This is a genomic window from Pseudomonas sp. NyZ201 (genome assembly GCF_049860765.1).
Classification (GTDB): domain Bacteria; phylum Pseudomonadota; class Gammaproteobacteria; order Pseudomonadales; family Pseudomonadaceae; genus Aquipseudomonas; species Aquipseudomonas bharatica.
Map to the genome: position 1 here is coordinate 2,874,487 of NZ_CP187557.1, position 19,243 is coordinate 2,893,729.

At 63.3% G+C, this 19,243-nt stretch carries 16 protein-coding genes and 1 pseudogene; 14 read left to right on the top strand and 3 right to left on the bottom strand.

Features of this window, described 5'->3' with window-relative positions:
- Positions 1-79 precede the first annotated feature (79 nt).
- Positions 80-1,303, bottom strand: a pseudogene (locus ACPFMA_RS12835) (HAMP domain-containing protein); the annotation flags it as partial.
- A gap of 312 nt (positions 1,304-1,615) precedes the next feature.
- On the opposite strand from ACPFMA_RS12835, the gene ACPFMA_RS12840 reads away from it, so the two are divergent.
- Positions 1,616-3,064 carry an APC family permease gene (locus tag ACPFMA_RS12840; protein ID WP_425930408.1) on the top strand — a complete coding sequence of 483 codons (1,449 nt, stop codon included), beginning with the start codon at positions 1,616-1,618 and terminating at the stop codon, positions 3,062-3,064.
- An 87-nt stretch (positions 3,065-3,151) separates the two neighbouring features.
- Entirely contained in the window at positions 3,152-4,570 is a 1,419-nt protein-coding gene (locus tag ACPFMA_RS12845) for an aldehyde dehydrogenase family protein (RefSeq protein WP_425930409.1), read from the top strand.
- A 229-nt stretch (positions 4,571-4,799) separates the two neighbouring features.
- Here ACPFMA_RS12845 and ACPFMA_RS12850 read toward each other — a convergent pair whose 3' ends face one another.
- Positions 4,800-5,558 carry an IclR family transcriptional regulator gene (locus ACPFMA_RS12850; protein ID WP_425930410.1) on the bottom strand — a complete coding sequence of 253 codons (759 nt, stop codon included), beginning with the start codon at positions 5,556-5,558 and terminating at the stop codon, positions 4,800-4,802.
- A gap of 246 nt (positions 5,559-5,804) precedes the next feature.
- Here ACPFMA_RS12850 and ACPFMA_RS12855 point away from each other — a divergent pair, with 246 nt between their 5' ends.
- The 9 genes from ACPFMA_RS12855 to ACPFMA_RS12895 all read left to right on the top strand — a co-directional run bounded on the left by ACPFMA_RS12855 (position 5,805) and on the right by ACPFMA_RS12895 (position 15,266).
- Complete coding sequence (locus ACPFMA_RS12855) at positions 5,805-7,346, top strand: acetolactate synthase large subunit (protein ID WP_425930411.1); 1,542 nt, start codon at positions 5,805-5,807, stop codon at positions 7,344-7,346.
- Between the two features lie 11 nt (positions 7,347-7,357).
- Complete coding sequence (locus tag ACPFMA_RS12860; protein ID WP_425930412.1) at positions 7,358-8,848, top strand: aldehyde dehydrogenase family protein; 1,491 nt, start codon at positions 7,358-7,360, stop codon at positions 8,846-8,848.
- A 27-nt stretch (positions 8,849-8,875) separates the two neighbouring features.
- A complete protein-coding gene (locus ACPFMA_RS12865) occupies positions 8,876-9,670 on the top strand; it encodes an SDR family NAD(P)-dependent oxidoreductase (RefSeq protein WP_425930413.1) in 795 nt (264 codons plus the stop codon).
- A gap of 12 nt (positions 9,671-9,682) precedes the next feature.
- Positions 9,683-10,723, top strand: coding sequence for a VPS10 domain-containing protein (locus tag ACPFMA_RS12870; RefSeq protein ID WP_425930414.1), 1,041 nt, complete (start codon positions 9,683-9,685; stop codon positions 10,721-10,723).
- A gap of 11 nt (positions 10,724-10,734) precedes the next feature.
- A complete protein-coding gene (locus tag ACPFMA_RS12875; protein ID WP_425930415.1) occupies positions 10,735-11,193 on the top strand; it encodes a VOC family protein in 459 nt (152 codons plus the stop codon).
- Positions 11,194-11,204: 11 nt separating this feature from the next.
- Complete coding sequence (locus tag ACPFMA_RS12880; RefSeq protein WP_425930416.1) at positions 11,205-11,807, top strand: amino acid synthesis family protein; 603 nt, start codon at positions 11,205-11,207, stop codon at positions 11,805-11,807.
- A gap of 58 nt (positions 11,808-11,865) precedes the next feature.
- Positions 11,866-13,473, top strand: coding sequence for a bifunctional 3-(3-hydroxy-phenyl)propionate/3-hydroxycinnamic acid hydroxylase (locus ACPFMA_RS12885; RefSeq protein WP_425930417.1), 1,608 nt, complete (start codon positions 11,866-11,868; stop codon positions 13,471-13,473).
- Positions 13,470-14,249 (top strand): 2-keto-4-pentenoate hydratase, encoded by a 780-nt coding sequence (locus tag ACPFMA_RS12890; protein WP_425930418.1) that lies wholly within the window; start codon positions 13,470-13,472, stop codon positions 14,247-14,249. The genes ACPFMA_RS12885 and ACPFMA_RS12890 overlap by 4 nt, the downstream gene beginning before the upstream one ends.
- Positions 14,250-14,324: 75 nt before the next feature.
- The gene (locus ACPFMA_RS12895) at positions 14,325-15,266 is read left to right on the top strand and encodes a helix-turn-helix domain-containing protein (RefSeq protein WP_425930419.1); all 942 of its coding nucleotides are present in this window, start codon (positions 14,325-14,327) and stop codon (positions 15,264-15,266) included.
- Positions 15,267-15,286: 20 nt separating this feature from the next.
- Here ACPFMA_RS12895 and ACPFMA_RS12900 read toward each other — a convergent pair whose 3' ends face one another.
- Positions 15,287-16,114 (bottom strand): helix-turn-helix domain-containing protein, encoded by an 828-nt coding sequence (locus ACPFMA_RS12900; protein WP_425930420.1) that lies wholly within the window; start codon positions 16,112-16,114, stop codon positions 15,287-15,289.
- Between the two features lie 174 nt (positions 16,115-16,288).
- Between ACPFMA_RS12900 and ACPFMA_RS12905 the strand changes: the two genes are divergently transcribed.
- The 3 genes from ACPFMA_RS12905 to ACPFMA_RS12915 are packed head-to-tail and all read left to right on the top strand — an operon-like array spanning position 16,289 to position 19,234.
- Positions 16,289-17,428, top strand: a complete 1,140-nt coding sequence (locus ACPFMA_RS12905; RefSeq protein ID WP_425930421.1) for a tyramine oxidase subunit B — start codon at positions 16,289-16,291, stop codon at positions 17,426-17,428.
- Between the two features lie 33 nt (positions 17,429-17,461).
- Entirely contained in the window at positions 17,462-17,884 is a 423-nt protein-coding gene (locus tag ACPFMA_RS12910; RefSeq protein ID WP_425930422.1) for a RidA family protein, read from the top strand.
- Positions 17,885-17,941: 57 nt separating this feature from the next.
- The gene (locus ACPFMA_RS12915) at positions 17,942-19,234 is read left to right on the top strand and encodes an NAD(P)/FAD-dependent oxidoreductase (protein ID WP_425930423.1); all 1,293 of its coding nucleotides are present in this window, start codon (positions 17,942-17,944) and stop codon (positions 19,232-19,234) included.
- Positions 19,235-19,243 lie beyond the last annotated feature (9 nt).

Here is a 19,243-nt window from a genome sequence, read left to right on the forward strand (position 1 = left end):
CCACCGATGACAGGTCGGCGCTGTTGCGGGTATCGACCGAGGCGGTCTGAATGTCACGAATGATGGGCTGCAAGGCATCGAGAAAGCGGTTGAACCCATGGGAGAGCTTGCCCAGTTCGTCGCGGCGCCCGGCTGGCAGGCGCTGGGTCAGGTCGCCGTCGCCGTCGACGATGGCATCGAGCAGACCGGCCATCTTGACCAGCGGACGCGTCACGCTGTACGCCGCCAGCCAGATCAGCAGAATGCCCAGGCTGCTGGCGAGGATGCCTAGCCCGAGGTTGAGCCAGTTGGAGGCGCGGCGCTGGTCATCCAGCTCGCGCTGCATGTGCAGGGCCGGCTCCTGCACCAGTGCCTGCGGCACCTTGATCTGCAGTTGCCAAGGCTGTTCGCCGGCCACCGGCTGCACGCTCTGGCTGACGTCCAGGCTGGCCCCCTCGAGCGTACCACTGCGCCCGGCCACCTGGCCCAAGGTCGAAACGATGGTCACTTCGCTGTTGCCCTGGTAAATGCCCTGGCCAAGGGTTGCGGCGAGCTTCTGCAGCGTGTCGAGGCTTACGTCCATACCCACGACACCGAGCACCTCACCGTCTGCGATCAGCGGTACCGACACGCTGCTCATCAGCACTTGATGGCCTTCTACCTCACTGGTGTAGGGCTCGACCACACACGTACGCTTTTGCGTTTGCGGGCAACTGAACCAGACGTTCAGCGGCGGGCTGCCGGGTGGTGCGGTGTTGGCATCGATCTGCGCCTCGCTCAGCACTTGTTGCACCAGTTGCCCAGGCTGGCTTTGCGACCAGTACAAGGCAAAGCGCCCGGTTTCATTGGCGGCGACGTCCGGCCGGTCGCGCCACCCGGCATCGGTTGCGCCCAGCGCATCGGGTTGCAGGATCACGTACAGCCCGAGCACGTTGTCGCGCCGCTTCAGGGCTTCGCGGGCGGCCTGGATGATCGCGCCGCGCAGCTGCTGGGGCGTCAGGCGGCCCTCCAGCGCTTGTTTGCGCAGCAGCAGGACCTGTTGCGCAAACCCTTCGCCGTACAGCGCGGTCTGGTCGAAAAAGCGTTCTACCTGCTGGCCATGGGCAGCGGCCTGGGCCTGCAAGCGCTGCTGCGCAGCCTGTTCGAGCAGGCGGATGCTCAGGGCGTTGAGTGCCGCTGCACTGTTTTGGGTCTGGTGCACGCTGGCGGCGGTCAGCACACCAACCACGCCGAGCAGGCACAGCCCGCTCAGCAGGGCGATACGCCATTGAAGGGTAAGGTGAAGTGAACGCATCGTCGGGCTTCCTGGTGGGGGCTTTGGCATCGATGGGCGGCAGATCGGCCCTTGCTCTTGTTGTGCGGCCAGCGTCAGGACACAGCGCCGGGCGCGGCTAGCATGCGGTCACCGGGCACAGGGGGCGTATCCCGAATCGGCAACCTTCGCCAGCCTGCACGCGGTTGGGTCGGCGCCGGCTTGAGGGCGTTTTTTAAGTTACCGATTTGGGATAGCGAGGGCTCTGCAGGCGGGCATAGGATCAAAGCCAGCGTGCTACCTGAACACCGTGCAGAGCCGGCTCCAGCCTTTCTTGCGCGGGCTACCCTATTAGCGACTGCCTCATACAACAAGGTCAAAAAAATGAGCGTATTTATGCCAGTCAACGGCTCAACGGAGCTCAAGCGTGGTGCCCTGGGTGTGGGCTTCATCATTTTCTTCGTGGTGTCGGCGGCGAGCCCGCTGAGCGTGATCGCCGGTGGTTTCCCCATCGGCATCATGCTGGGCAATGGCGCAGGCACCCCGGCGTTGCTGCTGTTGGCGCTGGCGGTACTGATGGCCTTTTCGGTGGGCTACACGACCATGGCGCGGCACGTGGTCAATGCCGGTGGTTTCTATGCATTCACCTCGCGTGGCCTGGGAGGCCAGGCCGGTGGTGCTGCCGGGGTGCTGGCAATGTTCGCCTACAACATCCTGCAGGTCGGCTTGTACGGCATGTTCGGCGGGGTGGTCAGCGGCACCATGGAAAGCCTGTTTGGTTGGGTCATGCCGTGGTGGTCGTACTCGCTGTTGGCCATGGTGAGTATCGCCATTCTCGGGTACCGCAAGATCGACCTGTCGGCGCGGGTGCTGTCGGTGGTGGTGATCGCTGAATACCTGGCCATTCTGATCCTGGATTTTGCCATCCTCAAAAGCGGTGGCGACAGCGGCATCAACCTCGACGCGTTCACCAGCAAACAGGTGTTCAGCGGTACGCCGTCGATCGGCTTGCTGTTCTGTTTCGCCGCGTTCATCGGCTTCGAGGCCACGACCATCTATGGCGAAGAAGCCAAGAACCCGCAGCGCACCATTCCGATCGCCACCTATTGCTCGGTGTTGCTGATCGGCGGGTTCTACGCGTTGTCGGTATGGTCGATGGTAGTGGGTGTGGGGGCGGACAAGATCGTGCCGCTGCTGCAATCGCTGCAAGACCCCACCACGTTCATCTACGGTATGTCGGACCACTATGTCGGCCCCTACCTGACGCAAGTCATTCGCGTACTGTTCATGGTCAGTATCTATGCCGGGTTGCTGGCCTTCCATAACGCTGCGGCTCGCTACTTCTATGCCATTGGCCGCGACGGCCTGCTGCACAGCCTGCTGGGTACCACCCACCGCAAGCACCAGAGCCCGCACATGGGGTCGGCGCTGCAGAGCCTGATCGCCGCGGTGGTGATCCTGATTTTCGCAGCGATGGACGCCGACCCGATCCTGCAACTGTTCGCCTGGTTCTCCAACCTGGCCACCTTGTGCGTGATCTTGCTGATGGGGATGACCTCGGCGGCTGTATGCGTTTACTTCCACCGCAACCCAGCCCACGGTGTCCGGCTCTGGCGTGGGCGCATCCTGCCCGGCTTCTCGTGCCTGGCGTTCCTGGCGGTGCTGGTGCTGGCGGTGGTGCATTTCGATGTGCTGACCGGCGCCAGCCAGCTGCTGTCCTACAGCCTCTGTGCGGTCATTCCGCTGGCCCTGATCGTAGGTGTGGTGCTTGCCGTCAGGCTGCGCAAGCTCTCGCCACAACGCTTCATCGCCTTGGGCAGCCACAAACTCTGACCCGCTACCTGGTGTGAAACCTGGGTCGATCATTTACAGCCAGCGCCATTGGGGGCTGGCTCGGCAATACAGCAAAGGAAGTTGAAGATGGACAGCTACAAGATGCTCATCGATGGACGTCAGGTCGACGGTGAGAATGGCGTTTTCGATGTGCTGAACCCCGCCACCGCCGCCGTATTTGCCCAATGCCCGTCAGGTTCGCTGGCGCAACTCGATCAGGCGGTCAAGGCGGCGCAGGCAGCATTCAAGACCTGGCGCTACAGCAGCCACGCGCAGCGTCAGGAACGTCTGCTGGCGATTGCTGCGGATATCGAACACGAGGCCGAGCCGCTGGCGCGTTTGATCGTGCAGGAACAAGGCAAGCCCCTGGAACTTGCGTTCTCCGAGGTCATGGGGGCGGCGGCATGGACCCGCTACGCGGCCGGCCAGGAACTGAGTGTGGAGTTGGTAGAAGAAACCCCGACGCAGCGCGTCGAGTTGCATCGCAAGCCGTTGGGGGTGGTGGCCTCGATCACGCCCTGGAACTGGCCGTTCATGATCGCGGTGTGGCACATCATGCCGGCGCTGCGCGCTGGCAACTGCGTGATCAGCAAACCCTCCAGCCTGACGCCGCTGAGTACCTTGGGCCTGGCGGCCATCATCGCCCGCCACGTGCCCCATGGGGTGATCAACTGCGTGACCGGGGAACAGGGCTTTGGCAGTGCGATCACTGCACACCCCGGTATCCAGAAAATCGTGTTCACCGGCTCCACGGCCACCGGGCAAAGCGTGATGCGTGGTGCTGCCAGCAACCTCAAGCGACTGACCCTGGAGCTGGGCGGCAACGATGCGGGCATCGTGCTGCCGGGCACGCCGGTGGACGAGGTCGCCGAGGCGATTTTCCAGGCTGCGTTCCTGAACATGGGCCAGACCTGTGCGGCGCTCAAGCGCCTGTATATCCACGAGTCGCAGTACCAGGCGCTGGCCGATGCACTGACCCAGATCGCGAAGCGGCAGGTGGTGGGCAATGGCCTTGAGGCGGGTGTCACCTTCGGGCCGGTGCAGAACCTTGAGCAGTTGCAATGGGTGGAGGCGTTGGTGGCCGATGCCCGCGCCCTGGGTGGGCGGGTGTTGTGTGGGGGTGAGCGGTTGCCGACGCCGGGCTTTTTCTTCCCGCCGACGCTGGTCGCGGATGTCACCGACGGGCATCGCCTGGTCGATGAGGAGCAGTTCGGCCCGGTGTTGCCGTTGATCGCCTACCGTGATATCGAGGATGTATTGCGCCGTGCCAATGGTGGTGACATGGGCCTGGGTGGCTCGGTCTGGGGCCCGGATGTCGAGCAGGCGCAGGCCTTGGCCAGCCGCCTGGAGAGTGGCGTGGCCTGGGTCAACTGCCACGCCCAGATCCAGCCGAACACGCCGTTTGGTGGTAGCAAGATGTCCGGGTTTGGGGTGGAGTTCGGGCTTGAAGGGCTGTTGGAGTTCACTGGGCAGCAATTGTTGTTTGTACGCAAGGCCCAGCAGTAGATCCCCGGCCCGCAGGGCTAAGTGGTCTCTGATAGAACCAAACATAACTTGTTGATTTAGAAGGGCTCTGTGGGAGCGGCTTTAGCCGCGAACACCGGCGCAGCCGGTGCCATCCACCGAGTCGCCTGCTTCGCGGTGGTCCGGCACTCCGGTAAACCCCTTCCCACAAGATTCCGCCAAATCAACAAGTTATGCGCAGATGTAGGACCGTCAGCGGCAGTCGGGCCGGTCAGACGGGCCCGGACGCCAGTGGGCTGCGCATGTTTTCAGCGATGCGCCGGGTGGTGTCCATGACCATTTCGACCACGGTTTCCTGGCGCAGCAACTTGAAGCTCTGGGTCGGGCCCACGGCGGACAAACTGCCGATCACATCATCGATATTCGGCTGCAGAATCGGCGCGGCGATACCGGTCAGCCCGAGATTGAGTTCGTCGTGGGTCAGGCAGTAACCGTCCTTGCGGATTTTTTTTGCCGCCTTGGAAAACCCTGCCCAGTCATACGGGCAGGTCGGGTCGTTGGCCATGTGTTCCTCGAACAATCGCTGCAACCGGCGCCCCTTCTGAAACGCGATCAACACCTTGGACTGCGCACCCTTGAAGAACGGCAAGGGCTGCCCCCGGCCGAACGCGAAGTGGTAGGTGTCGGTGGGTTCGGCGATGTAGGTGTTGATGATGCGCCCGTCGTAGAACACGCTGGCGAACACCGCCAGGCCCGTCTGCGCCGAGAGCGCGTGCATCAGCTCGCGCCCGGCGAGCAGGATGGGGTCGTACTGGCGCATCATCCAGTCAAGCTCGATCACCCGTGGCCCGAGGCCATAACTGCCCGCGTCCACGCGGGTCAGCAAGCCGGCATCGCACAGCTCCTTGACGTAGCGGTACACGGTCGCCCGTGAAAGGCCCATGCGCTCGGCAATGGTGTCTGGGTCGAGGGTGATCGTCTGCGGGCCGAAAAGGTCCAGCACACTCAACAATTTGCTCAGGCTGCTCATCGTGTTCCTAAGGGCAAGGGAAGGGCGCTCGCCTGTCCCGGTACCCACTGGGTCCACCGCGCGGCGCGCTGCGCAGTCGCAACACTACCGCAGCCAGCGGAAAACGCAATCTTGTGCGGCGTATGTCGGTCAGAAAATTTGCCTAAATCTCGCAAAATGAGAAAAAACATGTTTTATCTCTTGTGTAGAATGATTCTGTGTGTGATAAATCTCATCAACACAAATGCTCAAGCAAGAGGGCGAGAAATGAACGGTGCGCAACTGATAGTCAATGCCGCAGCGGCCAGCGGGATCGAATACTGCTTCGCCAACCCCGGCACCACCGAGATACCGCTGGTGGCTGCCATGGCCAGCGCACCTGCTCTGAAGCCTGTGCTGTCGCTGTTCGAAGGGGTGTGCACAGGCGCTGCGGATGGCTATGGCCGCATCGCCGGGCGCCCGGCGATGACCCTGACCCACCTGGGGCCTGGGTTCGCCAACGGCATCGCCAACCTGCACAACGCCCGTCGGGCCAATACCCCCATCGTCAACGTGATCGGCGATCACGCCTCCTGGCACGTCAACTACGACCCGCCCCTGGCCAGCGACATCCAGGCCCTGGCCGGCGCGGTGTCGGGCTGGGTGCGCACCTCGCGCACCGCCGCGGGCATCGGTGAAGACCTGCAAGAGGCCGTGCGCGCCGCGTGGCAGCCGAAAGGCCAGATTGCCAGTTTGATCCTGCCCATGGACCTGCAGGCCCACCAGGTCAGCCATGCCGGTGCATTCGCACCGCTGCGTGCGCCGGTTCGCCGCTTTGCCAGCGACCGGGTCGAGGCCGTGGCCAAGGCCCTGCGCGATGGCCAGCGCCTGGTGTTCATCGTCGGCGACGAAGGCTTGTCGGTGGCGGGCCTGGAAGCGGCAGGGCGCCTGGCCCAGTTGCCCGGCGTGCGCTTGTTCGCCGAAACCTTCCCGCGCCTGAGCTACCGCGGTGGCGGCTTGCCGGACCTCGATCGCCTGCCGTACTTCCCCGAAGTGGCCATCGAAATCCTCGAGCAGTACGACCATGTGGTGTGCGCCGGTGTGCCAGAGCCGATCAGCTACTTTGGCTACGAAGGCATCCCATCGCGGCTGGCCGAGCGCGAGCGCCTGCTGGCATTGGCCGATGTGGGTGACGATGTTGCAGGCGCCCTGGCCGCACTGGCCGATGCCCTGGGCGCACCGGCCTACGTGCCGACCCCCGAAGGCATCGAGCTGCCGCCCGGTCACGCCGAACTCACGCCGCAATCCATTGGCCAGGTGCTGGCGGCCGCCTTGCCCCACGACAGCATCGTGTCGGTCGAAGGTGGCACCTGCGGCTACCCGTTCTTCACCGCCTCTGCCCGCGCGGCGCGGCATCGGGTGTTGACCAATACCGGCGGGGCAATTGGCCAGGGTATTCCGGTGGGCTTTGGCGCGGCCATGGCCGAGCCGGGCAACCGGGTGTTCTGCCTGCAATCGGACGGCAGCGCCCAATACACCATCCAGACCCTGTGGAGCATCGCCCGCGAGCAACTGCCGGTGGTGATCCTGATCGCCGCCAACCACCGCTACGCGATCCTGCAGAACGAGCTGCGGCGCTTCGGCATGACCGAACTGGACCCGCAGGCCCAGCGCCTGACCGTGCTGGATAACCCGCGGGTTGACTGGAAGGCGCTGGCCAAGGGCTACGGCGTACCGGCCTGCACCGTGAATACCAACGCAGAGCTGCAACGGGCACTGGCCAATGCCAGTGCCGACGGTGGCCCTTGCCTGATCGAAATGGTGCTGTGAAGGAGTTGATGATGAAGCAGTTCGACGTATTGCCGGTGGTGAAGGCGTTTTTGTCGCAACCTGGGCGCCTGTTCATCGGCGGCAGTTGGCAGGACGCGGCCTCTGGCCGTCGGTTCGCCGTGGAAAACCCGGCGACCGAAGAAACCCTCACTGAAGTCGCCCAAGGCGATTCGCGCGATGTGGACGCAGCAGTAGCCGCCGCACTTGCGGCGTTCACCGGGGCCTGGGCGCTGCAATCGCCGGCCCAGCGGGGCTTGCTGCTGTTCCGTCTGGCAGACCTGGTAGACCTGCACCGTGAGGAGCTGGCGCAACTGATCACCCTGGAGAACGGCAAGCCGATTGCGGCAGCGCGGGGTGAGGCGGCCAGTGCCGCGACGATCCTGCGTTACTTCGCCGGCTGGCCGACCAAGATCGAAGGCAGCACCTTGCCGGTGTCGCCGGCCAGCGGCGCGCCGATGCTCAATTACACCCTGCGCGAGCCGGTTGGTGTGTGTGCGCTGATCGTGCCGTGGAACTTCCCGTTGAACATGTGTGTATGGAAGCTTGGCCCGGCGCTGGCGACCGGTTGCGTGGCGGTGCTCAAACCTGCCGAGCAGACCCCGCTGGTGGCGATTCGCCTGGTGCAGTTGATCGAGGCGGCCGGGTTCCCGGCAGGCGTGGTCAACCTGATCACAGGGCTCGGCGCCGAAACCGGGGCGCCGCTGGCCCAGCACCCCGACATCGACAAGATCGCCTTCACCGGCTCCACCCAGGTGGGCCGGCTGATCGCCCAGGCGGCGACCAGCAACATGAAGAAAGTCTCGCTCGAACTGGGTGGCAAGTCGCCGAACATCATCCTGCCCGACGCCGATATTGTGCGTGCCGCCAAAGGTGCCGCTGACGGCATCTTCTACAACCAGGGCCAGGTGTGCACGGCGGCCTCGCGGCTGTACGTGCACGACAGCGTGCTTGACCAGGTGCTCGAGGAGCTGCAGCGCCACGCGGCGGCCCACGTGCTGGGCAATGGCCTGGACCCGCGCAGCAGCATGGGGCCGCTGGTTTCCGAGCGGCAATTGAACACCGTCAAAGGCTATTTGCAGAAGGGCCAGGAGGAGGGCGCCGAGCTGATCTGCGGCGGGCAGCGCCCAGCCGAGCTTGAGCGCGGCCACTTCATGGCGCCCAGCGTGTTCCTCGACCGCGCCGATCGCGCCTGCGTGGCCCGGGAAGAAATCTTCGGGCCGGTGCTGACGGTCATGAGCTGGAGCGAAATCGATGAGCTGGTGGTGCGCGCCAATGATTCGCCCTACGGGCTTGCGGCCGGCCTGTGGACGCGCGACCTGCGTTCGGCGCACCGCGTGGCTGCGCAGCTCAAGGCCGGCTCGGTGTGGGTCAACTGCTGGAACGTGGTCGACGCGGCGTCGCCGTTCGGTGGCTACAAGCAATCCGGCTGGGGCCGGGAAATGGGCAAAAACGTGATCGACGCGTACACCGAAACCAAAAGCGTGTTCGTCGACCTGGCTTGAATCGATCAATCACAAGAGGTTGTTGCTATGGATCTGGAATTGAAAGGCCGTGTGGCCATTGTCACCGGCGGCGGCATGGGCATCGGCAAGGAAGTGGCACGTTTTCTTTCCGAGGAAGGCTGCAAGGTGGTGATCTGCGCGCGGCGCATGTCGTTCCTGCAAGAGGCGGCGGCAGAAATCAGCGCGCAGACCGGCAATGAAGTCCTGCCGCTGTTCTGCGACACCAACGACATGACCGCCGTATCGGAGATGGTCGAGGCCGCGCACAAGCACTTCGGCCGCATCGACATCCTGGTCAATGGCGCTGCCGCGCCGTCGGGCGTGGTGCGCAACGACATCGAGCACGCCGGCGACGACGAGCTGCTGTCGGACCTCAACACCAAGGTCATCGGTTACTTCCGCTGCGCCAAGGCGGTGACCCCGCACATGAAGGCGGGCGGTTTTGGCCGCATCATCAACATCGGCGGCCTCACCGGGCGCAGCAGCAAAGTGCTGTCGGGCATGCGCAACCTGGCCATCGCGCACATGACCAAAGCCTTGTCCGACCAGTTGGGCGCCTCGGGCATCACGGTCAACCTGATTCACCCAGGTGTGGTCGATACCCCGCACATCCAGGAGCTTTACGAGCGCGAAGGGATCAAGCAAGGCAAGACCCCTGAGCAGGTCGAGCAGGCATACATCGACGCAACGCCGATCCGGCGCACCCTGGCACCCATCGAAATGGGCTGGTTGATCGGGTTCCTGGCCTCGCCGAAGGCCGCTGCCGTGACCGGTGAGTCGATTGGCATCGACGGCGGTTTGACCCGTGGTATCTACATCTGAGGAGCAGCAGCGATGAGTAACGGAACGCTTTTGGTCGCAACCGTTGGCCAGGCCGTGATCCGCAGTGCGGACGATGGCCGTACCTGGCACCGCCTGGGCCTCGGGCAGGACCTTGAATTCGATGCAATCACACGCTCGCTGAGCATGCACCCGGACACCCCCGAGCGCATCTATGCCGGTACCGATGTGGGGCTGTGTGTCAGCCATGACACAGGCGGGCGCTGGGAGCGCATCGATTCGCCGTTCAATGGCCAGACCGTGTGGAAGGTCGCAGTCGACCCGCAGGATGCCCAGCGCATCTTCGTCGGCACCGGTGCGCCGTCGCGGGCGGTGTTGTGGCGCACCCTGGACGGTGGCCTGAGCTGGGACCGCGCGCCGGTGGAAATCCCGGAGTTCTGCGACGGCGTCAGCCGCCCACGGCTGCTGGCCTTCGCCTACGACCCCACCGACCGCAACCAGCTCTGGTTCGGCCTGGAGGAAGGCGGTTTGTTCCATTCGCGTGATGGCGGCGACACCTGGACGCGGGTCGACGACCGCCTGCTGTGGGACTACAACTCGGACATCCACAACATCGTGGTGCTGCCCAACCATGGGGCAAAAGTCATCGTGGTGGTGTGCGTCAACGCGGTATACCGCAGCGAGGACGAGGGCTTGACCTGGACCGGCATCATCGGCCGCGAAGCCTTTGGCCTGTATTACCTGCGGGCGATGAACGCACCGCTGGGCACGCAGAACGAGCTGTACCTGAGCATTTCCGACGGCACGCCGGGCACCACCAGCAAAATCCTGGTGTCGCGTGATGCCGCCCTCAGCTGGACCGTGCTGCCCCTGCCGCAGCAGCCCAACTCGTGCATCTGGGGGGTTGCGTTCAACCCGGCCAACCCTCGGCAGATAGTGGCGGGGACCAAGTACGGGCATTTGTTCACCTCCGACAACGGTGGCGATGGCTGGCAGAAGCATTGGCGCGAATTCAGTGAGATCGCGGATGTGCTGTGGACGCCTGCCGTGGCGCAGATCAAGGCCGGGCATCAATCCATCGTCGGAAAACACTGAGGAATTGCGCCATGAAGGTCGAGATTCTGCGGACTCATTTATCGCTCTTCGTCAGTGACCCGGACGTGTCGGCGCTGTGGTACGCCGACGTTCTGGGCATGCACGAAAGTGCCCGAGGCGAAAGCTGGGTGATGATGGCGTTTGGCGGCAAGCACCACGATATCGCCCTGATTCGTGCAGACCCTGGCGCCCATCAGGGCGGGCTCGGGTTGCAGCACTACGGCCTCGAAATCGCCGGCGACATGACCACCCTGCGCCAGCTCTACGGCATGTTGCTCGGCAAAGGGGTCGAGGTGGTGAAGATCACCGACCATGAAATCGGCCATGGCGTGTATTTCAACGACCCCGACGGCAACCGCATGGAGTTCTTCCTCGAAACCGAACACGACGAGGCGCGCGGCAAGGCTCGATTCAAGGCCGCAGGTGCGCCCAGCCGGCATTTCAAGCTCGATCCACTAGACCCACTTTGAGACCTGTCACCATGAAAACCGCAAATTTCGCCAGCTATCACATTCGCAAATGGCACAGCTTCGTCGAGGAAACCCTGGCCAACGAAAGTGGCCAGCTTGCCGATGGTGCGCCATTGTTCAAGTATGCAATTGCCGCTGTCATCGCCAACCCGTACGCCGGGCGCTACAGCGAGTCGCTGGCCGAGCTGGTCGAGCCCTCGCCGCTGCTGGGCGAAGAGTTTGGCCGGCGTATCCAGGCCCTGGCCGGCACCCATGAAGTGGTCAGTTACGGCAAGGCCATCCTGGTCGGCAGCGAGGGCGAGTACGAGCATGGCAATGCTTTCCTGACCAACCCCGCAGCCGACCCCATCCGCGTGGCACTGGGCGGCGGCAAGTCGTGGGTACCGTCCACCGGCAAGCGTGGCGGGCCAGGGTCGACCATCGATGTGCCGCTGGCGCACAAGGATGCGCTGTACGTGCGCTCGCACTACGACACGATGTCGTTGATGTTCGCCGATGGTCCGGCGCCGGATGAAGTCGTGGTCATCTGGGCATTCGCCACACGCGGGCGCCTGCATGCACGGCTCGGTGGCTTGCAAGCCAAAGACATCAAAGGCCAGGACGGCTTGCACTGATCGCAGGGGTGCGGCAGCGGGTGCGGTTTACCAACACAATAAAAGAGCGGTGAATGCGATGAAGCAGGAGAAGACCCAGGTTGTCATTGTCGGCGGCGGGCCCAATGGGATCACGACCGCGCACTATATGGGCATGTACGGCATCGACTGCGTCGTCCTGGAACTCGCCGAAGGCATACTGCCGTACCCGCGTGCAGTGGGCATGGATGACGAAGCGTTGCGTGTGCTGCAGGGCGTCGGCATTGCCGAGCTGGCCGCACGCGACATGATCTGCGATGTGCCGCTGCGCTATTACAACGCGCGCGGCGCCTGCTTTGCCGAGGTCAAGCCGACCACCGCCCAATACGGCTGGCCCATGCGCAACATCTTCATGCAGCAGTTGCTCGAAGGCACGTTGCGCGAGACGTTGGGCCAGCATGGCACTGTAGCCTTGCGCACAGGCCACGAAATGCTCGAACTGGAGCAGGACGACCAAGGCGTCACGCTGCAGGTACGCGATGCCCACGGCCAGGTCTACGCGCTGCGCGCCGATTACGTGATCGGCGCCGATGGCGGGCGGTCCAGTGTGCGCCGGGCGCTGGATATCGAGCTTCTGGGGCTGACGCACCCGCGCAAGTGGGTGGTGGTCGACACCGCCAACGACACCCTGGACGCACCGTACACGGCGCTGCATGCCGACCCGCAACGGCCGTTCGTGTGCATTTACCTGCCGTACCAGCAGCGGCGCTGGGAGTTCATGCTGCTGGAGGGCGAAGACGAAGCGAAGATGTGCGAGCCAGGCACCATTCGCGAGTTGATTCGCGGCCATATCGGTGATGCGGTGGAGCAGTTGAACATCATCCGCATACGTGCCTATACCCACCATTCCCGAGTGGCGGCGCGTTTCGTTCAAGGGCGCGTGGCGCTGGTTGGCGATGCGGCGCATCTGTCGCCGCCGTGGGCCGGGCAGGGCCTGAATTCCGGTTTGCGCGACGTGGCCAACGTGGCCTGGAAAATCGCGGCGATCATCCAGGGCCGTGCCTCGCACGCAATCCTGGCAAGCTACGACCAGGAGCGGCGCGGCCATGCCATGGAACTGGTGGGCCTGGCGGACAATATGGGCGCGGTGCTGGGGTTGACCAACCCGTTGATGGCCGGGGTACGCGACTGGTTGTTCCAGGCGGTGAACACGGTCGACAACCTGCGTTCGCACCTGCTCGAGTTCAAGTTCAAACCCAAGGCCACCATTACCAAGGGGCTGGTCTACCACGAACGCGCCGAACTGCGCGAGGACGACCTAGTCGGCCAGCTGTTCGTGCAGCCCTACATCGAAGACGCCCAAGGCCTGCGTCGACGCCTGGACGATGTGCTGGGGACGTCCTACGCAGTGCTCGGCTACCGGGTCAACCCACGTGAGAACCTGAGCGAGGCGTCGGCGCAATTCTGGGCACGCTGGGACACACGCTTCATTCAGGTCAACCGCTCGCGCAGCGGCATTGGCCGCAACCAGCCGTTGACGGCGACCGACGCGATCAGCATCGAGGACGTCGATAACCGTTTGGGCGAGTGGTTCTCCAAGGTGCGCGACTGCATCGTTATCGTGCGCCCGGACCGTTTCGTGGCGGCGATCACCACCCCCGAGCGCCTTGACAGTGTGCTGCGCAAACTGGCGGAGCAGCTGTCATGAGCGACATGGATGACGTGGTCGGCCAACTGCATCGGGCAACCGGCTCGGCACTGGCGATTGCGCCGCTTGCCGCCGATGCATTCAGCGTGGGCGAGGGCTATGCGCTGCAACGCCACGGGCTGCAGCGGCGCGCGGCAGCGGGTGAGCGGTTCAGTGGCTGGAAGGTTGCCTTCGCCGGCAGCTCAGCGCAGCAGCGCTTCGGCCTGGATCAGCCGGTGTACGGGGGCCTGACCGAGCACATGCACGTTGCGCCGAATAGCGCGGTGGCGCTGTCAGGGTTGATCCAGCCCAAGCTGGAAATCGAAGTGGCGTTGGTCATGGGCCGCAGCCTGGCGCCCGGTGAATACACCGATGCACAGGTTCTGGGCGCCATTGCACAGGTGGCGCCAGCCTTCGAGATTGCCGACTGCCGCTGGCAGGGCTGGCGCTTCGGCGCAGGGGCATTCCTGGCGGACAACGCCGCCGCAGCCCTCTACTGCCTTGGGCCGCGCCTCGATTTCGACCCCGTTGAGCATGCCAATATCGCCTACCGTCTGGAATGTGCAGGCGAATCGGTCGGCAACGGGTATACCTCGGAGCGCAAAGACACCCCGTTCGCCAATGTGTGCTGGCTGGTGCGACGGTTGTTGGCAGATGGGCAAACGGTCGAGGCCGGCCAGGTGGTGTTGTCGGGGGCACTGTTATCGCCCATCGATATTCGACCGGATACCTATAAGTTATATATGTTTGGCATGGAACTCGCATTGAAATTCAGCGCGGACGCTGCGCCCACTTGAAGTGGGGGGGCATGGAAGACTGGAGTCACCGGCAGTTCGATAATAATAACCGGGGGTCACAGAGGAACGACTACCATGATTGCTGAAGTTCGAACCTTCAATGACTCTCAACAACATGCCGGCTCCATTCCGGGCTGGCGCCAAGTGTATGATCAGATGAGTTGCGGTTTTTTAACCAGTGAACTACGGCAATTAACCGCAGAACGTTTTCAAATCTTTCAAGAGACCGTCGATAAACGCCTGGTGCAGCGCGGTTTTGCACCCCAGGGGCGACTGTGCGCGGCCATGTCATTGGGCAGTGCACCGGTCGTTCAGGGCCAGCAAGTGGGCACTCACAGTGTGGTGTTGTTGCGCGATGGCGAAGAGTTCGTCCTGCATGCGCCAGAGGGCATGCACTTTTTCGCGTTCAACGTCGACATGCTGCGTTTCGCCAAGTTGGCGGCGTTCGAGTTGTCGACCGAGCAGCTCAAACGCCTGTCGACGCGCTCCCAATTGAGCGTGGCCGAGCCGCTGCTGCAGCGTATCCGCCAGCGCATCGCACCGATGTTCTGTCACCTTCTGGAACAAACGGACAGCCTCGGCAGTAGCGCTGAAAAGATGCTCGAGGATGAACTGCTCGGTGCGTTTCTGGACCTGTTCAGCAACGCCACCGAGGAGGTGCGTTGCCGGCGGGGCAACATCACCGTGAGCGCTTACCTGGTCAAGCGTTGCCAGGAGTTGATCGATGCCAGCGGCGATGCGCCCTTGAGCATCATCGACCTGTGCGAGCACTTGCGCGTCAGCCGGCGCACCTTGCAGAACAGTTTTCAGGCGGTGACCGACATGCGGCCTGTCGAGTACCTGCGCAACCTGCGCCTGAATGCGGTGCGTCGCCGCCTGATCGCCACCCCCGCCGCCAGCCAGAACGTGGGTGATGTGGCCATGGCCATGGGCTTCTACCACTTGAGCCACTTCGCCGGCCATTACCGCAACCTGTTCGGTGAATCCCCCTCCGAAACCCGCCGCGCGAACGCCTGAGCAAGCCTGCGCAGGCTCGCTCAGGCGTAGCGAATGCGGTCGCTGTAGGCGCTCTGCAGCATCTTGCGCTGGTAGTCCCACGGGGTGGTGCTGACCAGTTTCTTGAAGTCGCGCTGGAAATGCGACTGGTCGGAAAACCCAAGGTCCAGGGCCAGCTCGGTGAACGACACGTCCTGCTGGGTGTTGAGGGTGTCCAGGGCGGCCTGGCAGCGGATGATCCGGCAGAAAGCCTTGGGCGAAAGGCCCGTATCCTGGCAGAACTGGCGATGCAGCGTGCGGCTGGTATAACCGCTGAGGTCTTCGAGTTGCTGGATGCGAATATCACCGCGATGCTGCAGCGCCTGCTGGATGATCATGGCGGTGAGCTGCGAAGTTCTGGCCATCAGGCGCGGCGCTAGGTACTCACTGAACAGACGCATTTGATCGCCCAGCTCAGGGGCCTGCACGATGCTCTCGAAAATCCGCTGGGCGAACCCTGAAACCTCAAGCAGGTCGAGTTCGCGTTCGGTCAGTTCTTCGGCCAGCACGTCGATGAAACCGGGAATCACCCCCGGCGCGAAGCGCACGCCGAAATAGTGGTGATGCTGGTGCAGTTGAACGGCCTGTGCGGTCAGCGGCGTACCGCAGATTTTCGCACTCGGGCGGGTTGCATCGCAGTCGAACAGAATGTCCACGCAGCCGTCCGGCACTGCGAGTAAACCCGACGACCGGGCAACATCGAATGCATAGAAATGCGAGATCGCCGGGTGGGCAGATGGCATCACGCAATAGCCCGAAGAGTTAATTACCAACCAAGGCTGTTCATTGGCCGTTTGATGACGGGGCATTGACGGGCTTTGTTTGATCATGGCGTGCACCTGCTAAAGCATGGACAACAGTGTGGCATGCATTAATTGCCTCAACAATGCTTGTGTCGATGTCCGATATTTACAATACGCGCGTGCGTCTCGGCTGGATACTCGATCTCGACAGCGTGCCGCTGCGATAACCGCAACGACTGCACTTTGAGCGCGAGATCCAAAATGCCAATAAATACAAAAATCGATTTTATCTATCTCTCCGAGCAGGACATGATCCGCGCGGGTGTGACCGATATGCTGGCGTGCGTGAACACCATGGAAGAGATGTTCGGCCTGCTGTATGCCGGCGATTACCGCATGGCCGGCCCCAACAGCGATTCGCACGGCGCCATGGTGGTGTTCCCCGAGCACTCGCCGTTCCCGAACATGCCCAAGCCGACCGCAGACCGACGCATGATGGCCATGCCAGCCTACCTGGGTGGGCGGTTCTGCACCGCAGGGGTGAAATGGTACGGCTCGAACATCGCCAACCGTGAGAAAGGCCTGCCGCGTTCGATCTTGCTGTTCACCCTGAACGATCCAGACACCGGGGCGCCACTCGCGCACATGTCGGCCAACCTGTTGTCTGCCTATCGTACCGGTGCCATTCCGGGCGTGGGCGCCCGGCACCTGGCACGCAAGGATTCGAAAGTCGTCGGCCTGCTCGGGCCAGGGGTGATGGGCAAGACCACCCTGGCGGCGTTCATGGCCGTCTGCCCGAACATCGACACCCTCAAGATCAAGGGCCGTGGCCGGCAAAGCCTGGACAATTTCATTGTATGGGTTGGGGAAACCTACCCACAGATCACCACCATTCAGGTGGTCGAGACGCTCGAAGAGGTGGTCCGCGATTCGGACCTCGTCACCTATTGCAGTTCGTGCGAGGTGGGCGACCCTTCGGCCTACCCGATCGTGCGCCGCGAGTGGGTCAAGCCCGGCGCGTTTCTGGCCATGCCGGCAGCCTGCTCGCTGGATGCCGGCATGGAGCAGCCCGACGTACGCAAGGTGCTCGACAACACCGGGTTGTACCAGGCTTGGTTCGAAGAGCTGCCCAAGCCTGCACACCACACGGTGCCGGTGATTGGCGTGCGCTTCATGGACATGCTCGCGCAAGGCAAGCTGCGCCTCGACGACCTCGAAGACATCGGCAAGATCATCGCCGGCGATGCGCCCGCCCGCAGGCACGATGAAGAAATCATCATCATGTCGGTAGGCGGCATGCCCGTCGAGGACGTGGCCTGGGGCACCGTGGTGTATCGCAACGCCATCGAACGCGGCATTGGCGTCACGCTCAACCTTTGGGATACCCCGGTGCTGCGCTGAGTCGCCCATCCATTCTTCAACGAGGCATTCGACATGACAAACATCATCAAGCTGAAAACCGGTTCACAGTACGAGGAAATGGGCAGTTACTCGCGCCTGGTGGCGGTGGGTGACTGGATCTTCGTGTCCAACACCGCGGGGCGCAACCCGCAGACCAAGCTGATTGCCGAGGACGTTCTGGAGCAGACCCACCAGGTGTTCGCCAACATCGAAGCGGCCCTGAACGCGGTGGGTGCGAGCCTGGGCGATGTGGTGTGTTCGCGGGTGTTCATCCAGGACCCCAAGGACGTACCTGCGGTCATGACGTTGATCGGCGAGAAGTTCCGTGGCATCGACCCTGCCAGCACGGTCACCTGCCCGCCATTGGGCTCCACCGTCTACAAGGTGGAGCTTGAGGTTACCGCGCACCGTGGCGCGTCGAAGGCGCAGGTCGAACACGTTCGCCTGTCGCAGTAAGCGTCTACTGGCCACGCACACGCGTGGCTACCCCCCATTCGCTAAAGAGTCTTGATCATGGCACCGACCATAGCGCCCGTGACAACGTCCAACGAGTTTCCCCGGTCAACCTCCGTTGTCATCATTGGTGGCGGGATCATCGGCCTTACGGCAGCACTGACCCTGGCTGAGCGCAACATTGCGGTGGTGGTGCTAGAAAAGGGCCGTATTGCCGCAGAACAGTCTTCGCGCAACCTGGGGTGGGTGCGCAAGACCAGCCGGCATGCTGCCGACATTCCCCTGGCCCTGGCGGCGGACCGGTTGTGGGCACAGATGCCCGAGCGGGTAGGTGCCGACGTCGGCTACCGCCAGGAAGGCATCATGTTCGTCGGCCGTACCCAGGCGCAGATGGCGATGCATGAAGGCTGGTTGAAGTCGGTGGAGCACCTTGCGCTTGATTCGCGGCTGCTCAGCAAGCGCGAAATCGATGCGCTGGTGCCCGGTGGCCAGGGTGATTGGGCTGGCGGCATCTACACGCCCTCCGATGCACGCGCCGAACCCACCCTGGCCAGCAGCGCGATTGCCAAGGCGGCGATGGCCAAGGGCGTGGTGATCGTCGAGCAATGTGCCGTGCGCACGTTGCAGATGGCGGCCGGCGCGGTCAGTGGCGTGGTCACCGAACGAGGCGAAATCAGCTGTGACCATGTGCTGCTGGCCGGGGGCATGTGGTCCCGGCGTTTTCTCGGTAACCTGGGCGTGGCACTGCCGACCTTGCCGTTGACCTGTTCGGTGATGCGCACCCAACCCATGGAAGGGCCAACGCAGATTGCCGTGGGCGCCCCGGACTTTTCCTTCCGCAAGCACCATGACGGCGGTTTCATCATTACCCAGCGTGGCAAGCTGGATGCCTTCCTGACCCTCGATCACCTGCTGCTGGCCAGGCAATACATGCCGCAGTTCCGCGCTCAGCGCAGTGTGCTGAACGTGTCGCTGGGCAAACCATTCCTCAAGGACCTGGCGCTTGCGCGCAGCTGGCGTGCTGATAGCGTGAGCCCTTTCGAGCGGGTGAGGGTACAGGACCCGGCAGCCAACCCGCGCCTCAACGGCGATGCGCTGAACAACCTCATCGCTGCCTGGCCAGTGTTCGAGCAAGCGAAAATCGCCCAGGCTTGGGCCGGGACCATCGATGTGACACCCGATTCCAACCCCGTCATCGGGCCAGTCGCGCAGATTCCCGGGCTGACCGTGGCCACCGGTTTTTCGGGGCATGGATTCGGCACCTCGCCAGCGGCGGGCCAACTGGCGGCAGATCTGGTCAGTGGCCAGGCACCGCTGATCGACCCGCATCCGTATCGATTCGATCGCTTCTAGAGGAATAGG

What these genes read in the sequence shown, in the direction of transcription:
- ACPFMA_RS12850 (WP_425930410.1), bottom strand. Translation starts at nt 5,558, where the DNA reads ATGAGCAGCCTGAGCAAATTGTTGAGTGTGCTGGACCTTTTCGGCCCG.
- ACPFMA_RS12895 (WP_425930419.1), top strand. Translation starts at nt 14,325, where the DNA reads ATGATTGCTGAAGTTCGAACCTTCAATGACTCTCAACAACATGCCGGC.
- ACPFMA_RS12900 (WP_425930420.1), bottom strand. Translation starts at nt 16,114, where the DNA reads ATGATCAAACAAAGCCCGTCAATGCCCCGTCATCAAACGGCCAATGAA.
- ACPFMA_RS12845 (WP_425930409.1), top strand. Translation starts at nt 3,152, where the DNA reads ATGGACAGCTACAAGATGCTCATCGATGGACGTCAGGTCGACGGTGAG.
- ACPFMA_RS12905 (WP_425930421.1), top strand. Translation starts at nt 16,289, where the DNA reads ATGCCAATAAATACAAAAATCGATTTTATCTATCTCTCCGAGCAGGAC.
- ACPFMA_RS12875 (WP_425930415.1), top strand. Translation starts at nt 10,735, where the DNA reads ATGAAGGTCGAGATTCTGCGGACTCATTTATCGCTCTTCGTCAGTGAC.
- ACPFMA_RS12880 (WP_425930416.1), top strand. Translation starts at nt 11,205, where the DNA reads ATGAAAACCGCAAATTTCGCCAGCTATCACATTCGCAAATGGCACAGC.
- ACPFMA_RS12870 (WP_425930414.1), top strand. Translation starts at nt 9,683, where the DNA reads ATGAGTAACGGAACGCTTTTGGTCGCAACCGTTGGCCAGGCCGTGATC.
- ACPFMA_RS12885 (WP_425930417.1), top strand. Translation starts at nt 11,866, where the DNA reads ATGAAGCAGGAGAAGACCCAGGTTGTCATTGTCGGCGGCGGGCCCAAT.
- ACPFMA_RS12865 (WP_425930413.1), top strand. Translation starts at nt 8,876, where the DNA reads ATGGATCTGGAATTGAAAGGCCGTGTGGCCATTGTCACCGGCGGCGGC.
- ACPFMA_RS12840 (WP_425930408.1), top strand. Translation starts at nt 1,616, where the DNA reads ATGAGCGTATTTATGCCAGTCAACGGCTCAACGGAGCTCAAGCGTGGT.
- ACPFMA_RS12910 (WP_425930422.1), top strand. Translation starts at nt 17,462, where the DNA reads ATGACAAACATCATCAAGCTGAAAACCGGTTCACAGTACGAGGAAATG.
- ACPFMA_RS12855 (WP_425930411.1), top strand. Translation starts at nt 5,805, where the DNA reads ATGAACGGTGCGCAACTGATAGTCAATGCCGCAGCGGCCAGCGGGATC.
- ACPFMA_RS12890 (WP_425930418.1), top strand. Translation starts at nt 13,470, where the DNA reads ATGAGCGACATGGATGACGTGGTCGGCCAACTGCATCGGGCAACCGGC.
- ACPFMA_RS12860 (WP_425930412.1), top strand. Translation starts at nt 7,358, where the DNA reads ATGAAGCAGTTCGACGTATTGCCGGTGGTGAAGGCGTTTTTGTCGCAA.
- ACPFMA_RS12915 (WP_425930423.1), top strand. Translation starts at nt 17,942, where the DNA reads ATGGCACCGACCATAGCGCCCGTGACAACGTCCAACGAGTTTCCCCGG.